The following is a 19,554-nucleotide window of genomic DNA, read 5'->3' on the forward strand; positions in this document are numbered from 1 at the left end:
ACCCAAACGATATAGAATATAGGGAGTCCCACAAAAGGAGTCGATTCCATTGAAGAAGCATCTCTCTCTACTACTCACCATCATTCTGACACTCGGTGTGATCGGGTCGCCCTTCTCTATCAACCGCGTCCAAGCATATTATGAGACGTCGATCAACACGACCGGTTACGTGACCAACATCAGTCAACTCAACGTCCGACAGTCGCCTTCTTTGAGCGCGAAACGACTTGCACTCATTCCGCGAGACGGTTCGATGCGTGTCCGGACATCGTTCCAATTGGACGGTGTGCGCTGGTATAAGATTCAATGGGGCAGCGGCTACGCTTATCTGCCCGCCAAGTATGTCCGCTTGTCCACTGCTGAGGTGAAATTTACGAAACCGACGTACGTCAAACCGTCGAGCGTTTATTTAAAATCACGTCCGCTCACGACCTCTTCGAACGTCAAGTTCGTCCGGCAGGGTACAGAACTTGAGACCGTGTCATATCGCTATACCGGCACATCACGATGGTACAAGGTGCGCTACGGTTCATACACTGGGTACATCCTCGCCAATCATGTCAGTTTCACGTCGCCCGTCAACGTGTTGACTGAGACAAACAAAGAACGGAAGGCTGCCGGTCTCTCTCTTCTCGCCGCTTCGAGTGAGGCGAACCGTGTCGCCCAAGTCCGCGCCGATGAGATGGCGCGTACGGGTCAATTCTCGCACACGCTCAAGGAGAACGGTACACCCGGGGACACGTTAGACGCTTACGGCGTCTCGTATCGGGGCTGGGGGGAGAACATCTATAAAGGATCGAGCGACCCAGTCCGGGCGGTCGATGCATGGATGAACAGCAGCGGTCATCGCGCGAATATCTTGAATGCGAATTATACGCACCTCGGGATTGGCAAAGCGACCGATGCCCAAGGGTCGACCATCCATGTTCAAATCTTTTTGACGAAATAACCGCTGAAGGACAGTCACGTCGTGGCTGTCTTTTTTTCGCCAATTAAAAAAGCGGATTCGCATCCGCTCTCGAGCCTTACGCACTTCTTATATCTCATGCTCTTTCACGAGCACACGAAAACGCGGTCGGACGGTCAATTCGATTGACGTCACGGTCCGCTTTCGATCTTCAGCTAGGACGATCAATAACTCTGCGTGGTCTCGCCGGTCTTCTAAAATCTCGACCTTGCTGACGGTGCGGAGCAGTTGATAATATACGAGCTCCCCGTCCCCACCTTTAATATTGATTTCAAACTCGTGATAGCTCGGTGATATTTTAAAGTAGAACGTCTCCCCATGCTTATTCGTGAAACGAAAAATCGACTCATCATAATAGAACGGGAGTGTCGAATCCATTCGTTTCGGTTCGACTGTACAAAACGCAGAAAGCACGATTTCGTCCGGGAACAATGCCCCTTCTTGTTTATTGAATTGCCATCCTTTCATCCAAACCCCTCATTTCAACACTATAATTATCTGAATAATTAGATTATTGCACATTTCAAGTGTTCCGGACAGGTAAATTCGTGACAATCCTCGAACACCTTTGTGTAGAACGAGAAACATTTCACATGAGAAAGGAGTATTACGATGTCCATTATCTCGCTCGACCATGTCACGAAACGGTTCGGGGATACGATTGCCTTGAACGACCTCACTCTGAAAGTGGAAGAAGGCGAACTCTTCGGGTTGCTCGGACCGAATGGTGCCGGGAAGACGACCGCCATTTCGGTCATGTTGAATCTGTACGAGGCGGACTCCGGTTCGATTCACATTTTTGGAAAAGCGATGCCAAAAGACGAACTGGCCATCAAACGCCGCGTGGGGATCGTGCCGCAACACGTCTCCGTCTATGACCAGCTGACCGTCTATGAGAACATCCAATTTTTTGCGGAGCTGTATGGATTCAGTCCGAAAGAAGCGAAACAAAAGACCGAGGCTGCGCTCCACTTCGTCGAACTCGATGCCCATCAAAAGAAACGTCCGCCCGAACTGTCCGGCGGTCTCCTCCGTCGCCTCAATATCGCCTGTGGCATCGTCCATGAACCCGAACTCATCTTCATGGATGAACCGACCGTCGCCATCGACCCGCAGTCGCGAAATACCATTTTAGAGAACATCCGCGAACTGAATCGCCGCGGTGCCACCATCATCTATACATCTCATTACATGGAAGAAGTCGAACTCCTCTGCGACCGAATCGCCATCGTTGATGAAGGAAGGATCATCGCAGAAGGAACACAGGACGAATTGAAAGACCGTGTCATGACACTCGAGACGGCCCGGATCAAAGTCGATGCGCTCACACCAAATTTGCTCGAACGTCTCGACGCACTCGAACACGTTCAAAAAGTAGAGTATGAAGAACCGTATATCGAGGTGTCGTTAGACAAAGACACGCCGCTTGCCCCGCTCCTTGAGACGCTCCATCAAGAACGCGTCCACTTCACCTCCATCACGGTCGACCGCCCTTCCCTCAATACCGTCTTTTTGGCATTGACGGGGAAGACGCTCCGGGAATAGGAGGGACGTCATGTGGACTTTCATCAAATATGATGTGAAACAGCGGCTTCGGGATCGTGCCACCCTCTTTTGGATGCTCATCTTTCCGCTCATCCTCATTTTCGGACTCGGGACGATGCTGTCGGCCGTCTTCAGTGACACGTTCAAACTTCCGGTCACGAACGTCGCCTACGTCGAATCGTCGACCTACCAGTATCGAGCACCGCTCGAGGCTTTTTTAAATGAGGAAGACATTCAAGCCTTCATCCGACTTGTCCCATACGTTGACCTCCAATCTGCCGAACAAGGTGTGAACGATGGCGATGCCGATGTCATCTTGCAACTCGATGGACCTGACATCACACTCTTCTATGAGGAACCGACGACGGTCGAGTTCGACGTCCTCGATGCCATCCTCGGTCAGTATACAGCCGTCGCCAATCAACAGATTACGCTCGCGGAAGCAGGCGTGTCGGCCCCATATGTGAATGAGGCTTGGCTCGATACGGAAAGTGTCGACTTGGCAGGACGTACCCCGACCTCGCTCGAGTATTTCACCGTCACGATTTCAATCATGACAGCATTGTTCGGGTCGTTTTATATCACATCGATGGCACGAGAAGAGCAACCGAATACAGGCAGTTACTTACGCATCCAAGCGGCCCCAGTCCGAACGGTTCAATATCGACTTGCGCGGACGTTCAGTCGCTACGTCATCATCTTGTTGCAGCTTATCCTCTTGTTTTGGTTCAGCCACTTCGTCTATCGCACATTCGACTTGGCGAACGTACAGTTCGGCTATCTGATTCTGTCTTGGCTCGCCTTGACCGCGTACGGGGTCGCCATCGGATTCCTGATTGTCAACTTGCCGAAGTTGAGCGCGACGACAAAGGATGCGATCGTCAACGGATTCGTCGCCATCCTCATGATCTTATCCGGTGGCTATGTCCCCGGTTTTGACCAAGTGACGCTGAACTATGCGCCGTGGGCTGCCTACGTGTTCATGCCGATTTTCATGCGGGACGGAATGCTAGCCGTCCTCCTACGTGAAGGTGACATGAATCTGTATTGGCAAAGTCTCGGATTGCTTGGGATTCATCTCCTCATCTTGATCGCATTCAGCTACATTCTCTCGAAAGGGGTGAAGCGTCATGGTACTCATTAGACATGTGGCCAAACGGATGCTTCGAAAGAAAGGGCTGTGGGTGTTCACCTTCGTGTCGATGTTCGGTTTCGCGCTCATCCTCTCCTTCGTCGGTGGAACGTCCAGTTTGAACGCATCCATCGGGATTGTCGACCGGGACGGTGGACTTCTCGCCGAACGCCTCATTGACGAGGCCGAACGGTTTGGTCGGGTCACGTTGCTCGAGTCGAACACGGATGATGTCTTGTTAGAAGGAGAAGATATCGTCCTCATCATTCCTGATGACTTCACGGAACAGGCGTTCACAGGAGAGATGCCTCGCCTTTCCTTCTCTGCAATCGCCGGGAGTGATGCCTCGTTGATCGAGCAGGCACTGAACGGTCATCTGTCCCGCGAACGCCAACTGCTCGAAGCGAGCGGCTACGATAGAGCGACGTTCGAACAGCTCGCGTCAAAAGAGACGTCGAACGGTTACTCACTTTCAAGTGAACCGTTCCAGGAAAGTGTCGCCACGACCGCCCGAACACAGGCCTTCTTCGGTCTGTTGTCGTTCATCATGATGTCGACCTTTCTCCAGTTCATTCCTATGTTTGTCGCGGATGATCGGGACGAGAAGATCTATGCGCGATTGTTCGCCTCACCGGTGACACCAAGGCGTTACTTCGCCTCCCTGCTACTAGCCTTTTATCTCGTCGGCTTCATCTACGTGATGCTGTTGATTGGCGTGAGCCTCGCTTTATACGGTCAAGATGTATGGATACATCTCCCGACCGTGTTCGCCTTGTTTTCTTCCTATCTGCTCGTCTGTCTAGCCCTCGGTGGCCTCATCGCCGTGTTTGCGACGAATCGGGAGAAGGCGAACATCTTTCAAATCTCGGTCACGATGGCATCCGCCATCACCGGCGGGGCGTTCATCAGCCTTCTCTGGTTGCCGGATTCATTGAAACTTGTCGGTCGTTTCCTGCCGACCTATTGGTTGAATAACGGTGTCATCACGATGTATGAGGGACAGTTCCCGTATCTCTCCATCCTTGTCATGATTGGCATGACCGGAGTCGTCTTCCTCCTCACCATCCTCGTGTTGAAGAAACGACCCCTGACCGTCTAATACAAAAGCGAGTCCCCCATATTCAGGAGGACTCGCTTTTTATTGTTGAAGTGTCGGTACGACTTTTTCAAAGAAGACGTCGACGAGAGATGGGTCAAACTGTTTGCCCGCCTCTTGTGAGATGATGGCGAGTGCCTCGTCAATCGTCTTCGCCTGTCGATACGGTCGCCCCGTCACCATGACATCGAACGTATCCGCAATTGCGATGATTCGTGAAGCAAGAGGGATCTCAAAATCTTGTAGCCCTTTCGGATAGCCTTTCCCGTCCCATCGTTCATGGTGCGCCAAGACAATTTCCGATAAGGCGACATATTCGGGTACGGTACTTAAAATATTGTAACTGATTTCCGGGTGGCGTTTGATTTCATACCATTCCGATTCGGTCAGCGCGCCCGGTTTATCCAAAATATCGTTGCTGATTGCCACTTTTCCTATGTCATGGAGAATAGCGGCCGTTCGAATCTCATTCACTTCAGCATTCGTGAAGCCCATCGCTTCTGCCAGTTGCCCCGCTAAATTGGCGACTCGTTGAGAATGCGCTTCTTCTCGTGGAATCTTCTCATACAGCGTGCGCATGATGATTTGAATGGAATGGTGGCGTCGACTCTGCTTTTCAGAAACCTTGTGGTGATACATCCGATCTTCCGCTAAATTGAACACCTCGGTCAATTCGACATTCGAGTCATGTTTGACCGCTTCACCGAATGATGCGGAAATCGGTAATCCTTCAACCGTCTGCTCGTGGAAGAGACGACCGAGACGATCCGACAGCTGTTTCGCCTCATCGAGCGTCGTATTCGGAGAGATCACGACGAACTCATCGCCTCCGACTCGTGCCACTTCATCTTTCGCGCGCAATTCATTTCGCAAAATATTCGCCGCTTCGACGAGCAGCTGGTCTCCGACCAAGTGTCCGAACGCATCGTTCGTGAGCTTCAACCCGTTGATATCGATGACGATGAGTGTGAGCGGATAAAAGTGGTCATCATCATAGCGCTCCAACGCCTCTTCAAAGTAACGCCGGTTTTTAATGCCCGTCAATTGATCGTGGTAACTGAGATACTCAATCTCTTTCTCATATGTTTTCTTCTCCGTGACATCTCCGATATAACCGTGCCACAACACGTGACCATCCGCTATCTTTTCCGGACGGGATGATCCTAAAATCCAGACGGTTCGTCCGTCCTCGGTCAAGACGCGAAACTCAGCATCCCAAATCGTCAAGTTGCGATAGGACTCATCAATCGACTGCATGACAAGCGGATAATCATCCGGGTGCATCCGTCGGAAGACAAGACTCGCGTCCGTCTGTACCTCTTCTGCCGAAATCCCCAGCATATCTTCAAAGCCTCGGCTAAAGAATGGGAAGTTGAAACTTCCATCAGGCAATAATTCGAATTGATAGATGGCACCCGGGATTTGATCGGACAATTTCGTCAAAAGCCGATCTCGGTCTGCCAACTTTTCTTCTAACTGAACTCGGTCCGTCACGTCTTTCGCGACCGCATAAATATAATTCCCTTGAAGTTTGCAATGCCACTCGATCGATCGATACGTATCGTCGATCGTCCGGAAACGGTTGATGAAGCGGAACAACTCACCACGTTCCTCAAGTTCCATAAACGCCGCTTCCGTGATGGTATCATCATCCGGGTGAACTAGACTAAGAAAGTCGATATTCTCCAGCTCATCAAGTGAAAACCCTAAAATTCGTTCCCATGCATCATTCAAATGGAGCACTTGTCGTGTGTTGAAGGCCATGATGCACTCCAAATCGAGGGTCGCGAATCCACCGAACATCGATTTTTTCGTCTCTCCGATTTGATGATCGGCTTTCGTCAATTGCTCAAGGACGTGGACGAGATATAACTCCACCAGCCCGAGCCGATTGGCAACCTTCCCTTTTTCCATCACAATCGTCAAGTCTCCGTATAAAATACCGTCCTTCTCGATTTTGAAGAGAACGACTTCTCCAAGCGAGAAGATTCGAAGTAGATTTTTGACGAGACGCGTTGGAAGCGCACCATCAATAAGTGGACCAATCCCATCAAATACACGAGGATTTGAATGTTTGAATAGGTCGCGTCGCTGATCCGTCATCGGCCATTTCCTTCCGACCGGATGAAATCCAAGGATGTCGAGACTTCTCTCTAACATCTCATCCATGCCCGATAATGCCACTGTCGTATACGATTCGCCATCCTCTTCCATCAAATTGAGTGCGACCGCCTTCGCTCCGGTGAAGTCACGGATTTGGTCAAGAAATTGTTGATTCATCAACAAGTCACTTCCGGTTGAGACGAAGCGATGCGATACGTTAACGAGTTGTTTTAACGCATTGTTCTCTTGAACGTGTGGCGTGATGTCGTGGAACATGACGGACACAAATCCTGTTCGTTGGCTAAACACGGACATCTCGAACCAACATTTATTACGACGGGAATAGTGTTCAAACGTCACGGTACCCCCATCACTGACGACACGTGCCACTTGAATCATCCATTCTCGCTCACTATATTCAAAGTCTTTTAGGGCGCTTGACACTTTTTTTCCGATGAAGTGTTTTCGCTTCCCTTTCATAATCTTCTCAAAGGCAGGATTCACTTCAAAGAATTCATAGTCAACCGGCTCCGAAGCGTCGTCGTAAATCACTTTAAACTCGACGTAGCCTTGGGGCATATAACGCAACAATGTATCGTATGAAGAATGAATGGGGTTTGTCACGTCACTTCCTCCTCAGCAAATAAAATCTCAATTTAGTTTACCTCATTTGTGATAGATTCCCTATTTTTTCCGAACTCATTCCCAACTTTTTATTTAAAGTTTTCGTAAACTGCATGCTCTTCCCTTGCCTCTCTCTCTCACCCTTTGCTAGACTGATTTCGAAAACCGATATCGAATTTCGATATTAAGGAGATGACACGTATGGAAGACCGCGTCTTGCGGAAGCTGTTTCTCGGATTCATCCACATCCACATTTTGCACCACGCCGCGGAACACCCCGTGTACGGAGCATGGATGGTCGATGAGCTTCGGGAGCACGGGTACGAAATCAGCGCCGGGACGCTCTACCCGATCTTGCACGGGATGGAGAAAGACGGGCTCTTGATTCGTGAAAACGAGACGGTCGATGGACACGTTCGCAAAAACTACGTGACGACCGAAAAAGGACTTTCTGTGTTGGCGGAAGCCCGTCAAAAGGCATACGAGTTATTCAAAGAAATTAAGGAGTGAAGATATGACGACAGAACGTGTGACGTTTAAAACGTTACTAGAGATTTTATTCGTTTCAACGAGGCTCGGTCTCACCTCATTCGGTGGGCCGGTCGCCCACCTCGGTTACTTCCACGAGGAATATGTGAGACGACGCAAATGGATGGATGAGAAAGCTTACGCCGACCTCGTCGCCTTATGCCAATTCTTGCCCGGACCGGCGAGTTCACAGGTCGGGATCGGGATTGGGATTGTCCGCGGTGGCATATTAGGTGGGATCACTTCATTTATCGGCTTCACAACGCCGTCGGTCGTTGCCCTCATCCTATTCGCTTTAATGTTATCCGGACTCGACGTCTCCGATGCAGGCTGGTTATACGGCTTGAAAGTCGTCGCCGTCGCTATCGTCGCCCATGCCATCTTAGGGATGGCGAGTAAACTGACACCTGATACAAAGACACGAACGATTGCCTTTTTTGCCTTGGCAGGCGTCCTACTCTGGCAAACGACGTTCAGTCAGGTATTGTTCATCCTCCTCGCGGCCCTCGCAGGATTCCTGTTGTTCAAGCCGGACCGCCTCGATACGAAATCGAGTGCGTTCCCGATTTCGAAACGTCTCGGGGCCGTCTTGTTGTCGATTTTCGGGGCACTTCTCGTCATCTTACCGATTTTACGGGAGACGTTTGAGAATCAGACGATTGCCTTGTTCGATAGCTTTTACCGGGCCGGTGCCCTCGTCTTCGGCGGCGGACATGTAGTCTTGCCACTACTAGAACGAGAACTTGTACCAGCTGGTTTCTTGAGTGAAGAAGCCTTCCTTGCAGGATACGGTGCCGCTCAGGCCGTTCCTGGTCCGCTTTTCACGTTCGCTTCTTATCTTGGAACGGTGATTAACGGTGTGCCGGGTGGTATCCTTGCGACGGTTGCGATTTTCTTGCCGGCCTTCTTGCTCATCCTCGGGGCACTTCCGTTTTGGGACGCGCTCCGTCACAACCCGAAAGTCGCCGGTGCCCTCATCGGTGTCAACGCAGCGGTCGTTGGGATTTTGATTGCGGCATTCTACAGCCCGATCTTCACGAGTACCGTCAACGGTGCGGTCGACTTCGTGTTCGCTGCCTTCCTGTTCGTGATGATCGCTTATTGGAAGTTACCACCGTGGTCACTCGTCATCGCCGGGGTACTCGGTGGGACGTTGATTAATCTGATGTAAAGTGCAAGGGACCTCGTGTCCCTTTTTTTATTGGATTTTTACGTCATTTGATTGTTAATCTTTTGAAACCATTCCCTCCTCCACGCTCGTTATACTGAAGAATGGATTCAAAAATAAGGGAAATGTCCGCTTTACTAGAAAGGAAGTGGGGGCATGCAACCACTCAAACATACAACGTATATGCCTGGTCTCGACGGCTTGCGCACGTTCGCCGTCTTGGCTGTGATTTTATATCATTTAAATGTACCTTACATACCCGGGGGATTCCTCGGTGTCGATGTCTTCTTCGTCCTGTCCGGTTACTTGATTACCGGGATCTTGATTCGCGAATGGACGAAGACCGGCACAATCGATTTGAAAAAGTTCTACCTCGCGCGTTTCCGTCGTTTGTTGCCGGCACTCGTCTTGATGCTGTCGGTCGTGATGACGTATGTGACTCTGTTTGACCGCTCCTTGCTCGATACGGTGCGCCAAGATTCACTGGCGGCACTCGCCTATGTGAACAACTGGTGGTATATCTTTCACGAAGTTTCCTACTTCGAGAGTTTCGGAAAGCCATCACCGCTTCAAAATTTATGGTCTCTCTCCATCGAAGAACAGTTTTATGCGTTCTGGCCGTTGCTCCTACTCGTCGGTCTCGCGTTCCGGAAGCGATTGCTTCAACTGCTCGCTGCGCTTCTATTCGTCTCCGCCGCCTGGATGGCGTTCCGATATGTCCCGGAAGCCGATCCGAGCCGCGTCTACTACGGGACCGACACGCGATTGTTCGGTCTGCTCATGGGAGCCGTCCTCGCCTTCGGTTGGCGTCCGGACACGTTTAAAGAAACGATCCCGAATATCGGACGCCACATTTTGAACTGGACCGGCGCCGTTTCGCTCATCGTCATCGTCGGGATCATCAGTAACGTCAACGCCTACGATACATTCCTCTATTATGGAGGTTTCTTGCTCGTCTCTTTCCTATCCGCCCTATTGATTGCCGCTGTCGCCCATCCGGCGACCATTTGGTCACGACTGTTTGGAAGCGTTTGGCTTCGCGTGATCGGTACACGGACGTATGGGATTTACTTGTGGCACTATCCGGTCATCATTCTATCGACACCGCTCGATCGACTCGGGACGTTCTCGCCACTTCTTTCCGTCGGGCAAGTGGCGTTGACGCTTTTGATCGCCGAGTTGTCGTATCGCTTCGTCGAGACACCGATTCGTCGAAACGGATTCAAACAAGCGTTCCGTCAGCTCGTCTCAACACCGACGCACCCAAACGCACGCTTTGCCGCCACGGCATGTGCGACCGCGCTCTCACTCGTTCTCGTTGGGAATTTGACCATCCTGGCGTTCTCTGAGTCGAAGCCGGTCGAAGATGAAATTCCTGTCGTGAAAGTACCGATACCAAAAGATGAGACAAAGGACGTTCCGAACGAACCGGAATCCAAGGAGACAGAGGAAGTCCCGTCTGAAGATCAACCGACAGAAGAAAACAAAGCACCAACTGAAAAACCAGAAGAACGAACATGTCCACCGGCTCTCGCGATTGGCGACTCGGTCATGCTCGGATTGAACGAATATTTGGCAGATGCTTTCCCGAATATGAAAATCGATGCCCAAATCGGACGTCAAGTTCGCGATGCGATTCCAGTTGCCTCTCAGTACCAATCGTATAATGCTTCAGGTCACGTCGTGTTCCTCCATCTCGGAACGAACGGTGCCTTCAAAATGGAGCAACTCGAGACGTTGCTCAAGCAGTTCGAACGAGCAGATGAAATCTATTTGATCAACACACGTGTCCCACGTCCATGGGAGAGTGAGGTCAATAAAAAACTCGCTCGGGCCAGTGAGCTTCATGAGAACGTGTCCCTCATCGATTGGCATGAACGCTCAATCGGAAAGGAAGCGTACTTCGAAAGTGACGGGGTCCATTTAAATATTAAGGGCGCCGAAGCGTTTGGCCACGTACTGAACGAAGAAATCGGCTGTCAACCAAACTAGGCTCTTGCGAGTGCAAGAGCCTAGTTTTTAATTGACTCAAATACATAATCCCTCATTTCAGAACTCTTATGAAAGAGGTAAAATAATACTAAAAAATGGAAAGAGTGATTACTATGAATAAATGCACAGCATGCGGAGCGACTCTGAAGCGAGGGCAATCCCACTGTTCGCAATGTGGCACGAAAATCGAAACGTCATCGACCCGACTTCCCCTTTGGAAGTGGGCCGTCCCGCTCGCCCTTGTGGCCGTGATCGGATTAGGGGTATGGTTATGGTCGGAATGGAACGAACCACTCGCCTCAAAAGAGACGACGACAGCAAAAGATGTACAACAATCGTTCTCTGCTTCGACGGAGGAAGAAGAATCAGAAAAAGCTTCTGAAGTCGAAGAGGACGCCGCTCTCCCGGATACCGAAGCAGAAACGGGTGTGTTCTATGAACCAGTTTCCTATGACGAAATCGATCGGTTTATGTATTCTTTTATCGACGCTTTCACCAGTGCGACTTATTCAACGGATACATCCGAAGTCGAAACATTCCTTGCTGAGGGATCAACGTTCCAGTCACAGACATTAGATTACTTGAACAACACGCTCTTCGTCAAAGGCATCAAAGAAGACCACATATACACAGAAGTCATCTCTATTCAAGTGAACGGTGAAGATCGTGACTCGATTGAAGATGATGAAACCGCGACCGTCACCACGAATGAAGAGTACCGTATCATCAAAGAGGACGACTCTAGTGTGAGAGCGACATTCGAAACGACGTATGCAGTCCGGTATGAGGATGGCGACATGAAGATTGTGCAAAACCTTGGCTCCAATGAATTATCACGGGAAGAAGAATATTGAAAACAAGCACGGACAGTAGGCTGTCCGTGCTTGTTTCGCTTAGTTGATATTCAATTTTCTCATTCCCCAACCAAGGAGCGCCCCCATCGTGATCAAGACGAGCGCAATGAACGTTCCTGCGATACTCAGTCCGTCCGTGGCAACGCCTAAAATCCGAACACCGTTCAACTCAACGAACATGCCGTTATTCAAGAACCACTGCCAGACGATGAATGCAAGGAGTGCCGGAGCCACAAACCAGATTCCTGCCTGCCATGAGTGAACATGCCCCTTAGCGAACATAGCATAAATCACGACATTCAAGACTAATAATATCAGCAACCAGGAGAAGACACCGTCCTTGTACAACGCTTCAGAACGCGTTTCATCATTTGCGAGATCCGCCTCATACATTTCGGTCAACGTCCCAAAAATCATCGGTGAGACGGTGATCATATCGACAGGCTTGCCAATTGAATTGGCCGGTCCTTCGGTATCGGAGAATGATTGCCACAAGACATCCTCTACCCCACCAAATCCTTCGCTTACTGTTTCAATTGAATTCGCAATTTTTTCTGGGGCGGTCTCCCCAAACAACGACATGCCAATTTCATAAGAACCTAATGGAGATTGAAGTGAGAGTGCTTGCTCTCCTCCATGTCCGATGGTCTGCCAATTCATACTCGCCGCTTGTCCAGTCAAATACAGCATTTCTTCGCTGTCGATAAACTCGAGGCGTTCTCCCTCATCGATTTTACTGAGTTGAAGACCAAAGTAACCAATACCGACGAACGTCGATACGAGTGTGACGGTCAATAACGCACGAACGCCTTGTTGCGCAATCTTCCACTCTCCCTGGAACGGCATCGTAATCAAATAAGCCAACCCGAGAGCAAAGAGGACCATCAAGGTTGTCGCCGCAATGGTTTTGATCCATGCGACTTCAAAGAGTGGTGGATGAAAAGCGAAGGCGTAAATCAATCCATACCCGACGAGAACCGTCACCATGAATCCCGCCATACGACTGAGCACATCGCTCAACGTCGATGTCTGTCGAATCAAGACATACACAACGGCAATCATCAAGAATATTCCACCATACATCATGAAGTAGTTTCCAAATTGAGCATCCACAGCCCCTTCGATTCGCAAGAAATCTCCAATCCCTGCACCGAGACTCGCGATAAACTGATTCACCTGTTCTGTCGTGACGGACCAGTACACTTTTGCACCGATGAGAAAAGCGAGGAACATCGTTGCATTAAACGACGAAATGTTAATTTCGAGTTCATCGGCAAGTGATGGAATGGCCTCCGCCGGTAGCATCGCGACCAGACTTCCTGCAATCAACAGAAGAACGAGTAAGAATCCAAGACCGAACAACGATCCGCGTACCACGTCTGTCTGATTGATACGTAATGACCGGAGCGATTCAGTTGAAAAGGACAACTTCATTGTGCCGTCTCGTTTTCCGGCAACTCGTCTCAATTGTGACATCACTTGTGTCCCGGTCGCGGCGACCGTACGAAGTGACTCTTCCATCCGATTGACACTTGTCGACGGTTCGAGTGCCGTTTGGCCGCAAGCATGACAATATAATTCATGCGCTGCCCTAGCATTGCCACAACTCGTACAAAATTGACCGGTCGATACGTCAAAACGATACGACGTATCTGTCCCTTCTAGTTGGACACCGTCCCGTTCACAATATTGATTGTGGTCCTCATTTGCATGACCACATTGGTGACAATACCTCATGCAGTCACCTCCATCTTCCCTCCACAGCATGCACAATACGATGCATCAAGCGGTTGTGGGGAACCACAAGAATTGCATGCTTGTTTCGGACGGACGTCCGGTTGCGGGACCGGTGTACCACATGAACCACAGAATTTTGCATCCTTATCGAGCGATGCGTCACACGATGTACAGCGATGTGGTTTGAGCGCTTCTTGCATATCTCGGATGCGCCGGCTCGCCTCATAGATGAGGACATCCTGTTCCATAATCTTCGCCACTTCTTCCGAACGTCCTTGCTGCATCAATTGACGATACTGCTGTTGTCCGAGTTCAAGAAGCAATTGCCCCCGAGCCTTTTTTGATTTTTCCATTCGAGCCTGTAAGTCCTTGATACTCTCCGCTGTATCTAATAGCGCAGACTGTTGTTGCCACATTGTCATGTTCATCTCTCCTATTCTAAATATGTCGCTTCTACGATATGATACGTTCCATCATCATATGGTTCGGCGATGACATAGCGAAACCTTGATTTCACTAAACGTTGAGGCGCGTCTTCTTCGCCATCCGTCATAAATTGACTGTTAATACCAATGACCGCTTCCGTCTCAATCGCCATCTTTTTATTCCATGTCGTAAGTTTCGTTTTTTGGTTAATCACTTCTACCCCATCGAACGAGCCATACCATTCCTGGTTTTCTGATTGCATGATGTCATAAGTTTTTTGTTGTTTGGCCAAGTAAGCCTCATCCGTGACAACCGTCAATGCACTCAAGTCCTCGTAATACATGAAGTTCACCCATTCTTCGGCGTGACGCGTGATGATGTCCTCTGTGAACCCAATTGTGTCAGCATTCACTTGCGGGTCAAACTTGACCGGCTTACTACCCGGCTTAGCGAGAACCTGTTTGGATTCTACCGTCCCCCATGGCATGTCAATATAAGTACTCAACGTTACGCCTTGTTTCGGAACGGGTCCGTATGTCTTCCATTCTCCAATCGTTTTGCCTGAATCTTCCCCATTCACAATCAACGGAGCGTCTTCGTAGGTTTGATCTAGCTCGACACTCAATCCTTTGAACGCGACCATGAACGGTTCATCTGAATTGGACGACTCCAGACTATTGAACGTTTTGACCGCTTGATCTTGTCCATATTGACCATCGTATTTCACAGCGACTTCGACCATACCGGGAAACGCATCCCGAATGACGACTTGATCTCCTTCAGAAGCCAGTTTTTCTTTCCCATATGGGTCAGGCAAAGACACTGTGATGGCATCAAAGTTACTCGACACATACATCGTCTGAGGAATCAACTCAAGACCATATCGCTTGAATACACCGTACGATTTGCCGATTTCCCGTAAACGAAGCGGAAGTCCCTCATTCGATGCTCCGATGGAACGACTAGCACGGTCTAAATAGTCCACTGTCGATTCCATCAATTCCGCTTGGCTCAGTCCTGTCAATAAGTCCGTTGCCTGGGCCTCTGTCACGTCTGCTTCCTTGAGTCGTAATAACGGGGCGAGTGCCTTGGCATCCTCACTCGTGATAGCTTTGCGAATCTGTTCGATTTGTTTTTCAGGGGTATACATGAATTGATAAAATCCAAAATATGTCGCACCTGCAATCAATAATAAAGATAATACCGTAATCAATAAGCCTTTTCCGACTCGTTTTTTGGAAGATGGGATCTTCGTTTCAACGGGTGGTGTCGGTTTCACTTCTTCCATTGAAGCCATTGTTTCCACCTTCGTGCCGCAATTTGGGCAGAACTGTTGCGTAGTACTCAGTTCTTTTGAACAATTTGGACAGTTCATAATTCACCTCTCTATAGCATAATACGAGTTATCTTACCATATTTTATATAAGTATACCGTTATTTATTTACAATAAAAGTAAATGAAAAAGAGTAGAATTATCTACTCTTTCCTCGTCCATGTTCGATTAAATACGTAACGTCCCAACAACTTCACATACGCCAACATTTCACGAATCATATATCGCCCTTTCGCAAGCGGTGGGGTCGGTGCATACAAAGCATCACTCTCGAGCTGAAAGTACAGTCTCGCAATCAGACGAGCGCGCGGCACATGAAAATCATTTGTCACGATTGTCACACCGGACGCTCCGTCCCAAATTGAGCGGCTATGCTCAAAGTTCTCGATTGTCGACGTCGATGTCGCTTCCACATGAATCCGTGTTGCATCGATTCCTTGCGCCATCAGTTCTCGTTCAATGACACGCGCCTCCGCCATCCCTTCATCTGGTCCCTGTCCACCTGTTGCGATCAGTTCGACATGAGGATGTGCCTTCGCATAGGCGGCCGCTACGTCAATTCGATGTTGGAGCGCGCGGGACGGTCGAGTCCCATTCACTTTCGCCCCAAGGATGATGACAAACCGGTATGTACCAGTCGCGTTCTTTCTCATATTGTCACCTCATATTCGTCCATTCTCTTTTAACCATACTTAATCAAGAGAAAGATTGCACGAATCCATTCTTTTTACAAATTATAGTCAGTGTTTTGGGATATATATGAAATAAAATTACCAAATAACCATAAAATGTTTTAAGATAAAGGAGGTAAGACTTTTTGAGGGAGGACTGGTGACCCATGACAGATTCAGATAAATGGTTATCCACCCGCTTCTTGTATACACGCGATGCACGATTGTTTGCAGAAATCGAAGTCGTCGAGCTCGACCCATCTCACTTTAAGTTTGTGATTCATCCGACACCGCTTGGCGCCGGGGAATCTCCTTATATGCGACAAGGTCCCCTCGACTCAGACCATCTCCCCTCTGCATTTTCTGATGTGAGCCGTGTGTATACGAGACAGCTGGATTGCTTACGTGCAGCGACACGTCTCGTCTCTTCGATTGGACCAGCTCGCTTCACAACACATTGACTAAAAGAACGGAGTCGCATGATGCGACTCCGTTTTTTGTTATCGTTTCGATAATTTGACGATAAATGGAATCGGTTGATCGATTCCTTCATATTTCGCTCGCAAGACAACGATATGCTCTTGGTCATCTCGTTGGATGGTAACATTGGATCCTTGAATCGTCACGAGATCCGGGTGTGAACTCTCCCAATTCGTGATGCTCTTCGCCCCGATTCCAAGTAAACCTCCATACTGCGTTGGCAGAGTTGCTGTTTGCGCATTACCCGTCAATGCGCTCACAACTGGATTCAAAAGGGTTCCAAGCGAATCGAGCAACCCACCGAGTAACCCCGTATCGACATCTTGTGTGGACATATTGATGATTTGATTTGTACTAGCATTGCTGACGGTCAAGGTAAATGGCGTGACCACATCATTTTCCCGAACGTCCCCCGTACTCGTCATCAGTGCCGGGTTACTTGAGGTCCATGTGAGCGGAGTACCATTCAAGCTCGTTGGTAACGACAAATCAAATACCGGATACAGCGTCCCGAATGACGACTTAACTTTCGTCACATCGTCTGCTAATACCAACTGAACATTCGCTGCAACCGACCCACTAAACGTCTTCGTCCGAGTCAATCCGTTCTTTGTGACCGAAGCCGTCAGGATGAACGATTTCACATCGGTCGGATCTTGTTCAATCACCCCGGTGTTCGAGATGACACCCGGTTGATTCGAGGACCAACTGACATTGATTCCGTTTGATGCGGACGGAAGTGAGATGTTGGTCGACAGGTTAATGAGATTACCAAGGTTGATGGCATTTAAAGCCGCATCGAGCTCGGCTGTCAACAACGCATCATCTTTTGGTACAAGCAAATTCGAGAAGGTACGTGATTTCGTCACACCGTCCTTCGTCGCATTGACCGTAATCGACACCGTTTGATCCGTCGTGCCACGTGTGACAACCCCACTGTTCGAGACGACCGCTGGATTCGATGAGGACAGCGTCGTTGTACCACCAGTGAATGGCGGTAGGACAATGTTCGATGTGAGTGGACTTGTAATCGACAGTGCTGCCAAGTAGTCATCTACTTCCCCTTCAGCCCCGCCTTCTTTCTTCGGTACAAGTAAACCGAGGAAAATTTTCGTTTTCGTGACCCCATCTTTTGTCACTGTGACGACGAGCGAAACGGATTGGTCCGTCGTACCTCGTGTGACAATCCCACTGTTTGTAATAACCGCTTGATTCGAAGACGTCAAGGTCACCGTCGCCCCAGCAAGAGGTGGGAGTGTGATATTTGAAGTCACTGGGCTTGAGATGACCAGTCGATTCAAGTAATCATCAATGATACTGTCCGCCGATGAATCTTTTTTCGGTACGAGGATATTCGGGAAGGACTTCGTACGCGTCACCGCTCCCTTCGTTGCCCGTACGGTCAAATTGACATACATGTCTTGATTTCCTCTCGTAACGACACCAGAAGTGGAGACGACTGATGGATTGCTCGATTCAATCGAGAAGACGACACCCGGATAGGACGGCAATTCGATATTCTTCGTGAGCGGGTTATCGATTTGAATGCTGTTGAGCCAGAGGTCGAGCTCTTCTTCGTCCGTCTGGGAGCGCTTCGGAATCAAAATGTTATTGTAGGTGATTGATTCCGTGATGTCCCCACGTTTCGCTTGAATCGTGAACGTCACAAGTTCATCATTCGTTCCGCGCGTCACTTTACCAGTACTCGACAAAGCCGACTTGTTTGAATCAATCGAGAATGTCACACCGTCAATTTGCGGGAAGACGATGTCATTCAACAACGGATTCGCCACTTGGATATTCAATAATAGACCTTTTAATAGATTGCGAATATCCGATTCCGAATCACCCGGAACCTGTCCGCCTTTTAATGTAACGACCACCGGTGATGTCCGCTTGACGCCCGACTGGACATACATATTATAGGACGCAGGTTTGAGCGGTAGAGATGCCACTTTGTAAGAACCATCTTGTTCAGGATAAATCAACTTTTTATACTGTACTTTGGTTTCTCTGTTTTCAGCAATCAAGTAGTGACGTACGCCTCGAGCCGGATAATGAATTTTACCTACGGCCTGAATCTGTTCATTGTTCGTCAAAATGGAAAAAACGGGTTGGGTCAAATGAACATCTCGCACCACAAGCTTCGCTTTTCCACTGAAGTATAAGTTTAATCCACGAGCTTTATAGCTGACCATTCTTGTTCCTAGCTTACTTGTGTATGCTGGGCCCCACTCCAATGGATAAGTGGAACGCTGACCATTTGCAAAATAAGCAGTTAATTTGGTCGGCAAATTCGCCTTTTGACCTTTTCCGACCGCACGAATGATTGGCGTTGAAACCTTGATCGGATAGTTCTTCACTCTCACATACCAGGTCGTTTTCTTGTTCGTGCCTTGAACGCTTCCAACGATTCGTTGAGTTCGATTCAAGTACTCTTTTTGAAAACTGACTTTCGACCATTTCACTGAACGATAAGCGTACCGCCCGTTAGATAATTTGACTTTCACACTTTTTGGATAAGTAAATTTCTTAACCGCATACGTAACTCCTCCATAGTGTGTATACGATTTTGGTGAGTAGACATGGGTCACAGATGAACTTGCCTCAACCTTCGACCCCGGTACAATGGTAAATCCGACAAGTAAGAAAAAACACAAAAAAAGAGCAACGACTTTTTTCATTCATGCATCCTCCTTTACTAACTACAAGGCGACAGGTATACATGATGTGCGTGCCTCTAAGGTGGTAATCATTTTTACCCCGAAAACGAAATAAATATGTAAATTTTGTAATATAAATAATACAAAAGTAACATAAAAAATACTTATTTTGACTATTATGGTGTCAGAAGACTTTTGGTGACATTTATCACATAAACAATGAATAAGTTCGCT

At 48.8% G+C, this 19,554-nt stretch carries 16 protein-coding genes and 1 pseudogene; 9 read left to right on the forward strand and 8 right to left on the reverse strand.

Annotated features, from left to right (window positions below; all coding sequences use genetic code 11):
* Positions 1 to 49 precede the first annotated feature (49 nt).
* A complete protein-coding gene (locus tag GVY42_RS07465; RefSeq protein ID WP_159562801.1) occupies positions 50 to 949 on the forward strand; it encodes a CAP domain-containing protein in 900 nt (299 codons plus the stop codon).
* A gap of 87 nt (positions 950 to 1,036) precedes the next feature.
* Here GVY42_RS07465 and GVY42_RS07470 read toward each other — a convergent pair whose 3' ends face one another.
* A complete protein-coding gene (locus tag GVY42_RS07470; protein WP_159562802.1) occupies positions 1,037 to 1,435 on the reverse strand; it encodes a hypothetical protein in 399 nt (132 codons plus the stop codon).
* Between the two features lie 144 nt (positions 1,436 to 1,579).
* Between GVY42_RS07470 and GVY42_RS07475 the strand changes: the two genes are divergently transcribed.
* The 3 genes from GVY42_RS07475 to GVY42_RS07485 are packed head-to-tail and all read left to right on the forward strand — an operon-like array spanning position 1,580 to position 4,743.
* Positions 1,580 to 2,512: an ABC transporter ATP-binding protein gene (locus GVY42_RS07475; protein WP_159562803.1), complete on the forward strand. Its 933-nt coding sequence runs from the start codon at positions 1,580 to 1,582 to the stop codon at positions 2,510 to 2,512.
* A 10-nt stretch (positions 2,513 to 2,522) separates the two neighbouring features.
* Positions 2,523 to 3,656, forward strand: a complete 1,134-nt coding sequence (locus tag GVY42_RS07480; RefSeq protein ID WP_159562804.1) for an ABC transporter permease — start codon at positions 2,523 to 2,525, stop codon at positions 3,654 to 3,656.
* Entirely contained in the window at positions 3,643 to 4,743 is a 1,101-nt protein-coding gene (locus tag GVY42_RS07485) for an ABC transporter permease (RefSeq protein ID WP_159562805.1), read from the forward strand. The genes GVY42_RS07480 and GVY42_RS07485 overlap by 14 nt, the downstream gene beginning before the upstream one ends.
* Positions 4,744 to 4,782: 39 nt before the next feature.
* On the opposite strand, the gene GVY42_RS07490 is transcribed toward GVY42_RS07485, so the two are convergent.
* Entirely contained in the window at positions 4,783 to 7,467 is a 2,685-nt protein-coding gene (locus GVY42_RS07490; protein WP_159562806.1) for an HD domain-containing phosphohydrolase, read from the reverse strand.
* A 201-nt stretch (positions 7,468 to 7,668) separates the two neighbouring features.
* Between GVY42_RS07490 and GVY42_RS07495 the strand changes: the two genes are divergently transcribed.
* The 4 genes from GVY42_RS07495 (at position 7,669) to GVY42_RS07510 (ending at position 12,009) form a co-directional block, all read left to right on the forward strand.
* Positions 7,669 to 7,977: a PadR family transcriptional regulator gene (locus tag GVY42_RS07495; protein ID WP_031422630.1), complete on the forward strand. Its 309-nt coding sequence runs from the start codon at positions 7,669 to 7,671 to the stop codon at positions 7,975 to 7,977.
* Positions 7,978 to 7,981: 4 nt separating this feature from the next.
* Positions 7,982 to 9,166, forward strand: a complete 1,185-nt coding sequence (gene chrA / locus GVY42_RS07500) for a chromate efflux transporter (RefSeq protein WP_159562807.1) — start codon at positions 7,982 to 7,984, stop codon at positions 9,164 to 9,166.
* Positions 9,167 to 9,319: 153 nt separating this feature from the next.
* Positions 9,320 to 11,155 carry an acyltransferase family protein gene (locus tag GVY42_RS07505; RefSeq protein ID WP_159562808.1) on the forward strand — a complete coding sequence of 612 codons (1,836 nt, stop codon included), beginning with the start codon at positions 9,320 to 9,322 and terminating at the stop codon, positions 11,153 to 11,155.
* Between the two features lie 113 nt (positions 11,156 to 11,268).
* Complete coding sequence (locus tag GVY42_RS07510) at positions 11,269 to 12,009, forward strand: zinc ribbon domain-containing protein (RefSeq protein WP_159562809.1); 741 nt, start codon at positions 11,269 to 11,271, stop codon at positions 12,007 to 12,009.
* Between the two features lie 39 nt (positions 12,010 to 12,048).
* Here the strand turns inward: GVY42_RS07510 and GVY42_RS07515 are convergent, their stop codons facing one another.
* The 5 genes and pseudogenes from GVY42_RS07515 to GVY42_RS07530 all read right to left on the reverse strand — a co-directional run bounded on the left by GVY42_RS07515 (position 12,049) and on the right by GVY42_RS07530 (position 16,159).
* On the reverse strand, positions 12,049 to 13,746 hold the full coding sequence (locus GVY42_RS07515) for a zinc ribbon domain-containing protein (RefSeq protein ID WP_159562810.1): 1,698 nt from the start codon (positions 13,744 to 13,746) through the stop codon (positions 12,049 to 12,051).
* The gene (locus tag GVY42_RS07520; protein ID WP_159562811.1) at positions 13,743 to 14,168 is read right to left on the reverse strand and encodes a zinc ribbon domain-containing protein; all 426 of its coding nucleotides are present in this window, start codon (positions 14,166 to 14,168) and stop codon (positions 13,743 to 13,745) included. Before GVY42_RS07520 ends, GVY42_RS07515 begins: the two co-directional genes overlap by 4 nt.
* Positions 14,169 to 14,179: 11 nt before the next feature.
* Positions 14,180 to 15,469 (reverse strand): TcaA 3rd/4th domain-containing protein, encoded by a 1,290-nt coding sequence (locus GVY42_RS07525; RefSeq protein WP_236548940.1) that lies wholly within the window; start codon positions 15,467 to 15,469, stop codon positions 14,180 to 14,182.
* Positions 15,470 to 15,481: 12 nt separating this feature from the next.
* Positions 15,482 to 15,547: pseudogene (locus GVY42_RS16720) on the reverse strand (zinc-ribbon domain-containing protein); the annotation flags it as partial.
* A gap of 102 nt (positions 15,548 to 15,649) precedes the next feature.
* The gene (locus GVY42_RS07530; RefSeq protein ID WP_074036046.1) at positions 15,650 to 16,159 is read right to left on the reverse strand and encodes a YdcF family protein; all 510 of its coding nucleotides are present in this window, start codon (positions 16,157 to 16,159) and stop codon (positions 15,650 to 15,652) included.
* A gap of 185 nt (positions 16,160 to 16,344) precedes the next feature.
* On the opposite strand from GVY42_RS07530, the gene GVY42_RS07535 reads away from it, so the two are divergent.
* Positions 16,345 to 16,638, forward strand: a complete 294-nt coding sequence (locus tag GVY42_RS07535; protein ID WP_159562813.1) for a hypothetical protein — start codon at positions 16,345 to 16,347, stop codon at positions 16,636 to 16,638.
* A gap of 39 nt (positions 16,639 to 16,677) precedes the next feature.
* Here GVY42_RS07535 and GVY42_RS07540 read toward each other — a convergent pair whose 3' ends face one another.
* Positions 16,678 to 19,341, reverse strand: a complete 2,664-nt coding sequence (locus GVY42_RS07540; RefSeq protein WP_159562814.1) for an immunoglobulin-like domain-containing protein — start codon at positions 19,339 to 19,341, stop codon at positions 16,678 to 16,680.
* Between the last annotated feature and the right edge of the window lie 213 nt (positions 19,342 to 19,554).

The sequence above is a fragment of the Exiguobacterium sp. 8A genome, assembly GCF_902506275.1.
Lineage (GTDB): Bacteria > Bacillota > Bacilli > Exiguobacteriales > Exiguobacteriaceae > Exiguobacterium > Exiguobacterium profundum.

Excerpts from the sequence above, each read along its gene's own strand:
- GVY42_RS07515 (WP_159562810.1), bottom strand. The coding sequence starts at position 13,746 with ATGAGGTATTGTCACCAATGTGGTCATGCAAATGAGGACCACAATCAA.
- GVY42_RS07475 (WP_159562803.1), top strand. The coding sequence starts at position 1,580 with ATGTCCATTATCTCGCTCGACCATGTCACGAAACGGTTCGGGGATACG.
- GVY42_RS07540 (WP_159562814.1), bottom strand. The coding sequence starts at position 19,341 with ATGAAAAAAGTCGTTGCTCTTTTTTTGTGTTTTTTCTTACTTGTCGGA.
- GVY42_RS07530 (WP_074036046.1), bottom strand. The coding sequence starts at position 16,159 with ATGAGAAAGAACGCGACTGGTACATACCGGTTTGTCATCATCCTTGGG.
- GVY42_RS07510 (WP_159562809.1), top strand. The coding sequence starts at position 11,269 with ATGAATAAATGCACAGCATGCGGAGCGACTCTGAAGCGAGGGCAATCC.
- GVY42_RS07495 (WP_031422630.1), top strand. The coding sequence starts at position 7,669 with ATGGAAGACCGCGTCTTGCGGAAGCTGTTTCTCGGATTCATCCACATC.
- chrA (WP_159562807.1), top strand. The coding sequence starts at position 7,982 with ATGACGACAGAACGTGTGACGTTTAAAACGTTACTAGAGATTTTATTC.
- GVY42_RS07520 (WP_159562811.1), bottom strand. The coding sequence starts at position 14,168 with ATGACAATGTGGCAACAACAGTCTGCGCTATTAGATACAGCGGAGAGT.
- GVY42_RS07525 (WP_236548940.1), bottom strand. The coding sequence starts at position 15,469 with ATGGCTTCAATGGAAGAAGTGAAACCGACACCACCCGTTGAAACGAAG.
- GVY42_RS07470 (WP_159562802.1), bottom strand. The coding sequence starts at position 1,435 with ATGAAAGGATGGCAATTCAATAAACAAGAAGGGGCATTGTTCCCGGAC.
- GVY42_RS07505 (WP_159562808.1), top strand. The coding sequence starts at position 9,320 with ATGCAACCACTCAAACATACAACGTATATGCCTGGTCTCGACGGCTTG.
- GVY42_RS07480 (WP_159562804.1), top strand. The coding sequence starts at position 2,523 with ATGTGGACTTTCATCAAATATGATGTGAAACAGCGGCTTCGGGATCGT.
- GVY42_RS07485 (WP_159562805.1), top strand. The coding sequence starts at position 3,643 with ATGGTACTCATTAGACATGTGGCCAAACGGATGCTTCGAAAGAAAGGG.
- GVY42_RS07535 (WP_159562813.1), top strand. The coding sequence starts at position 16,345 with ATGACAGATTCAGATAAATGGTTATCCACCCGCTTCTTGTATACACGC.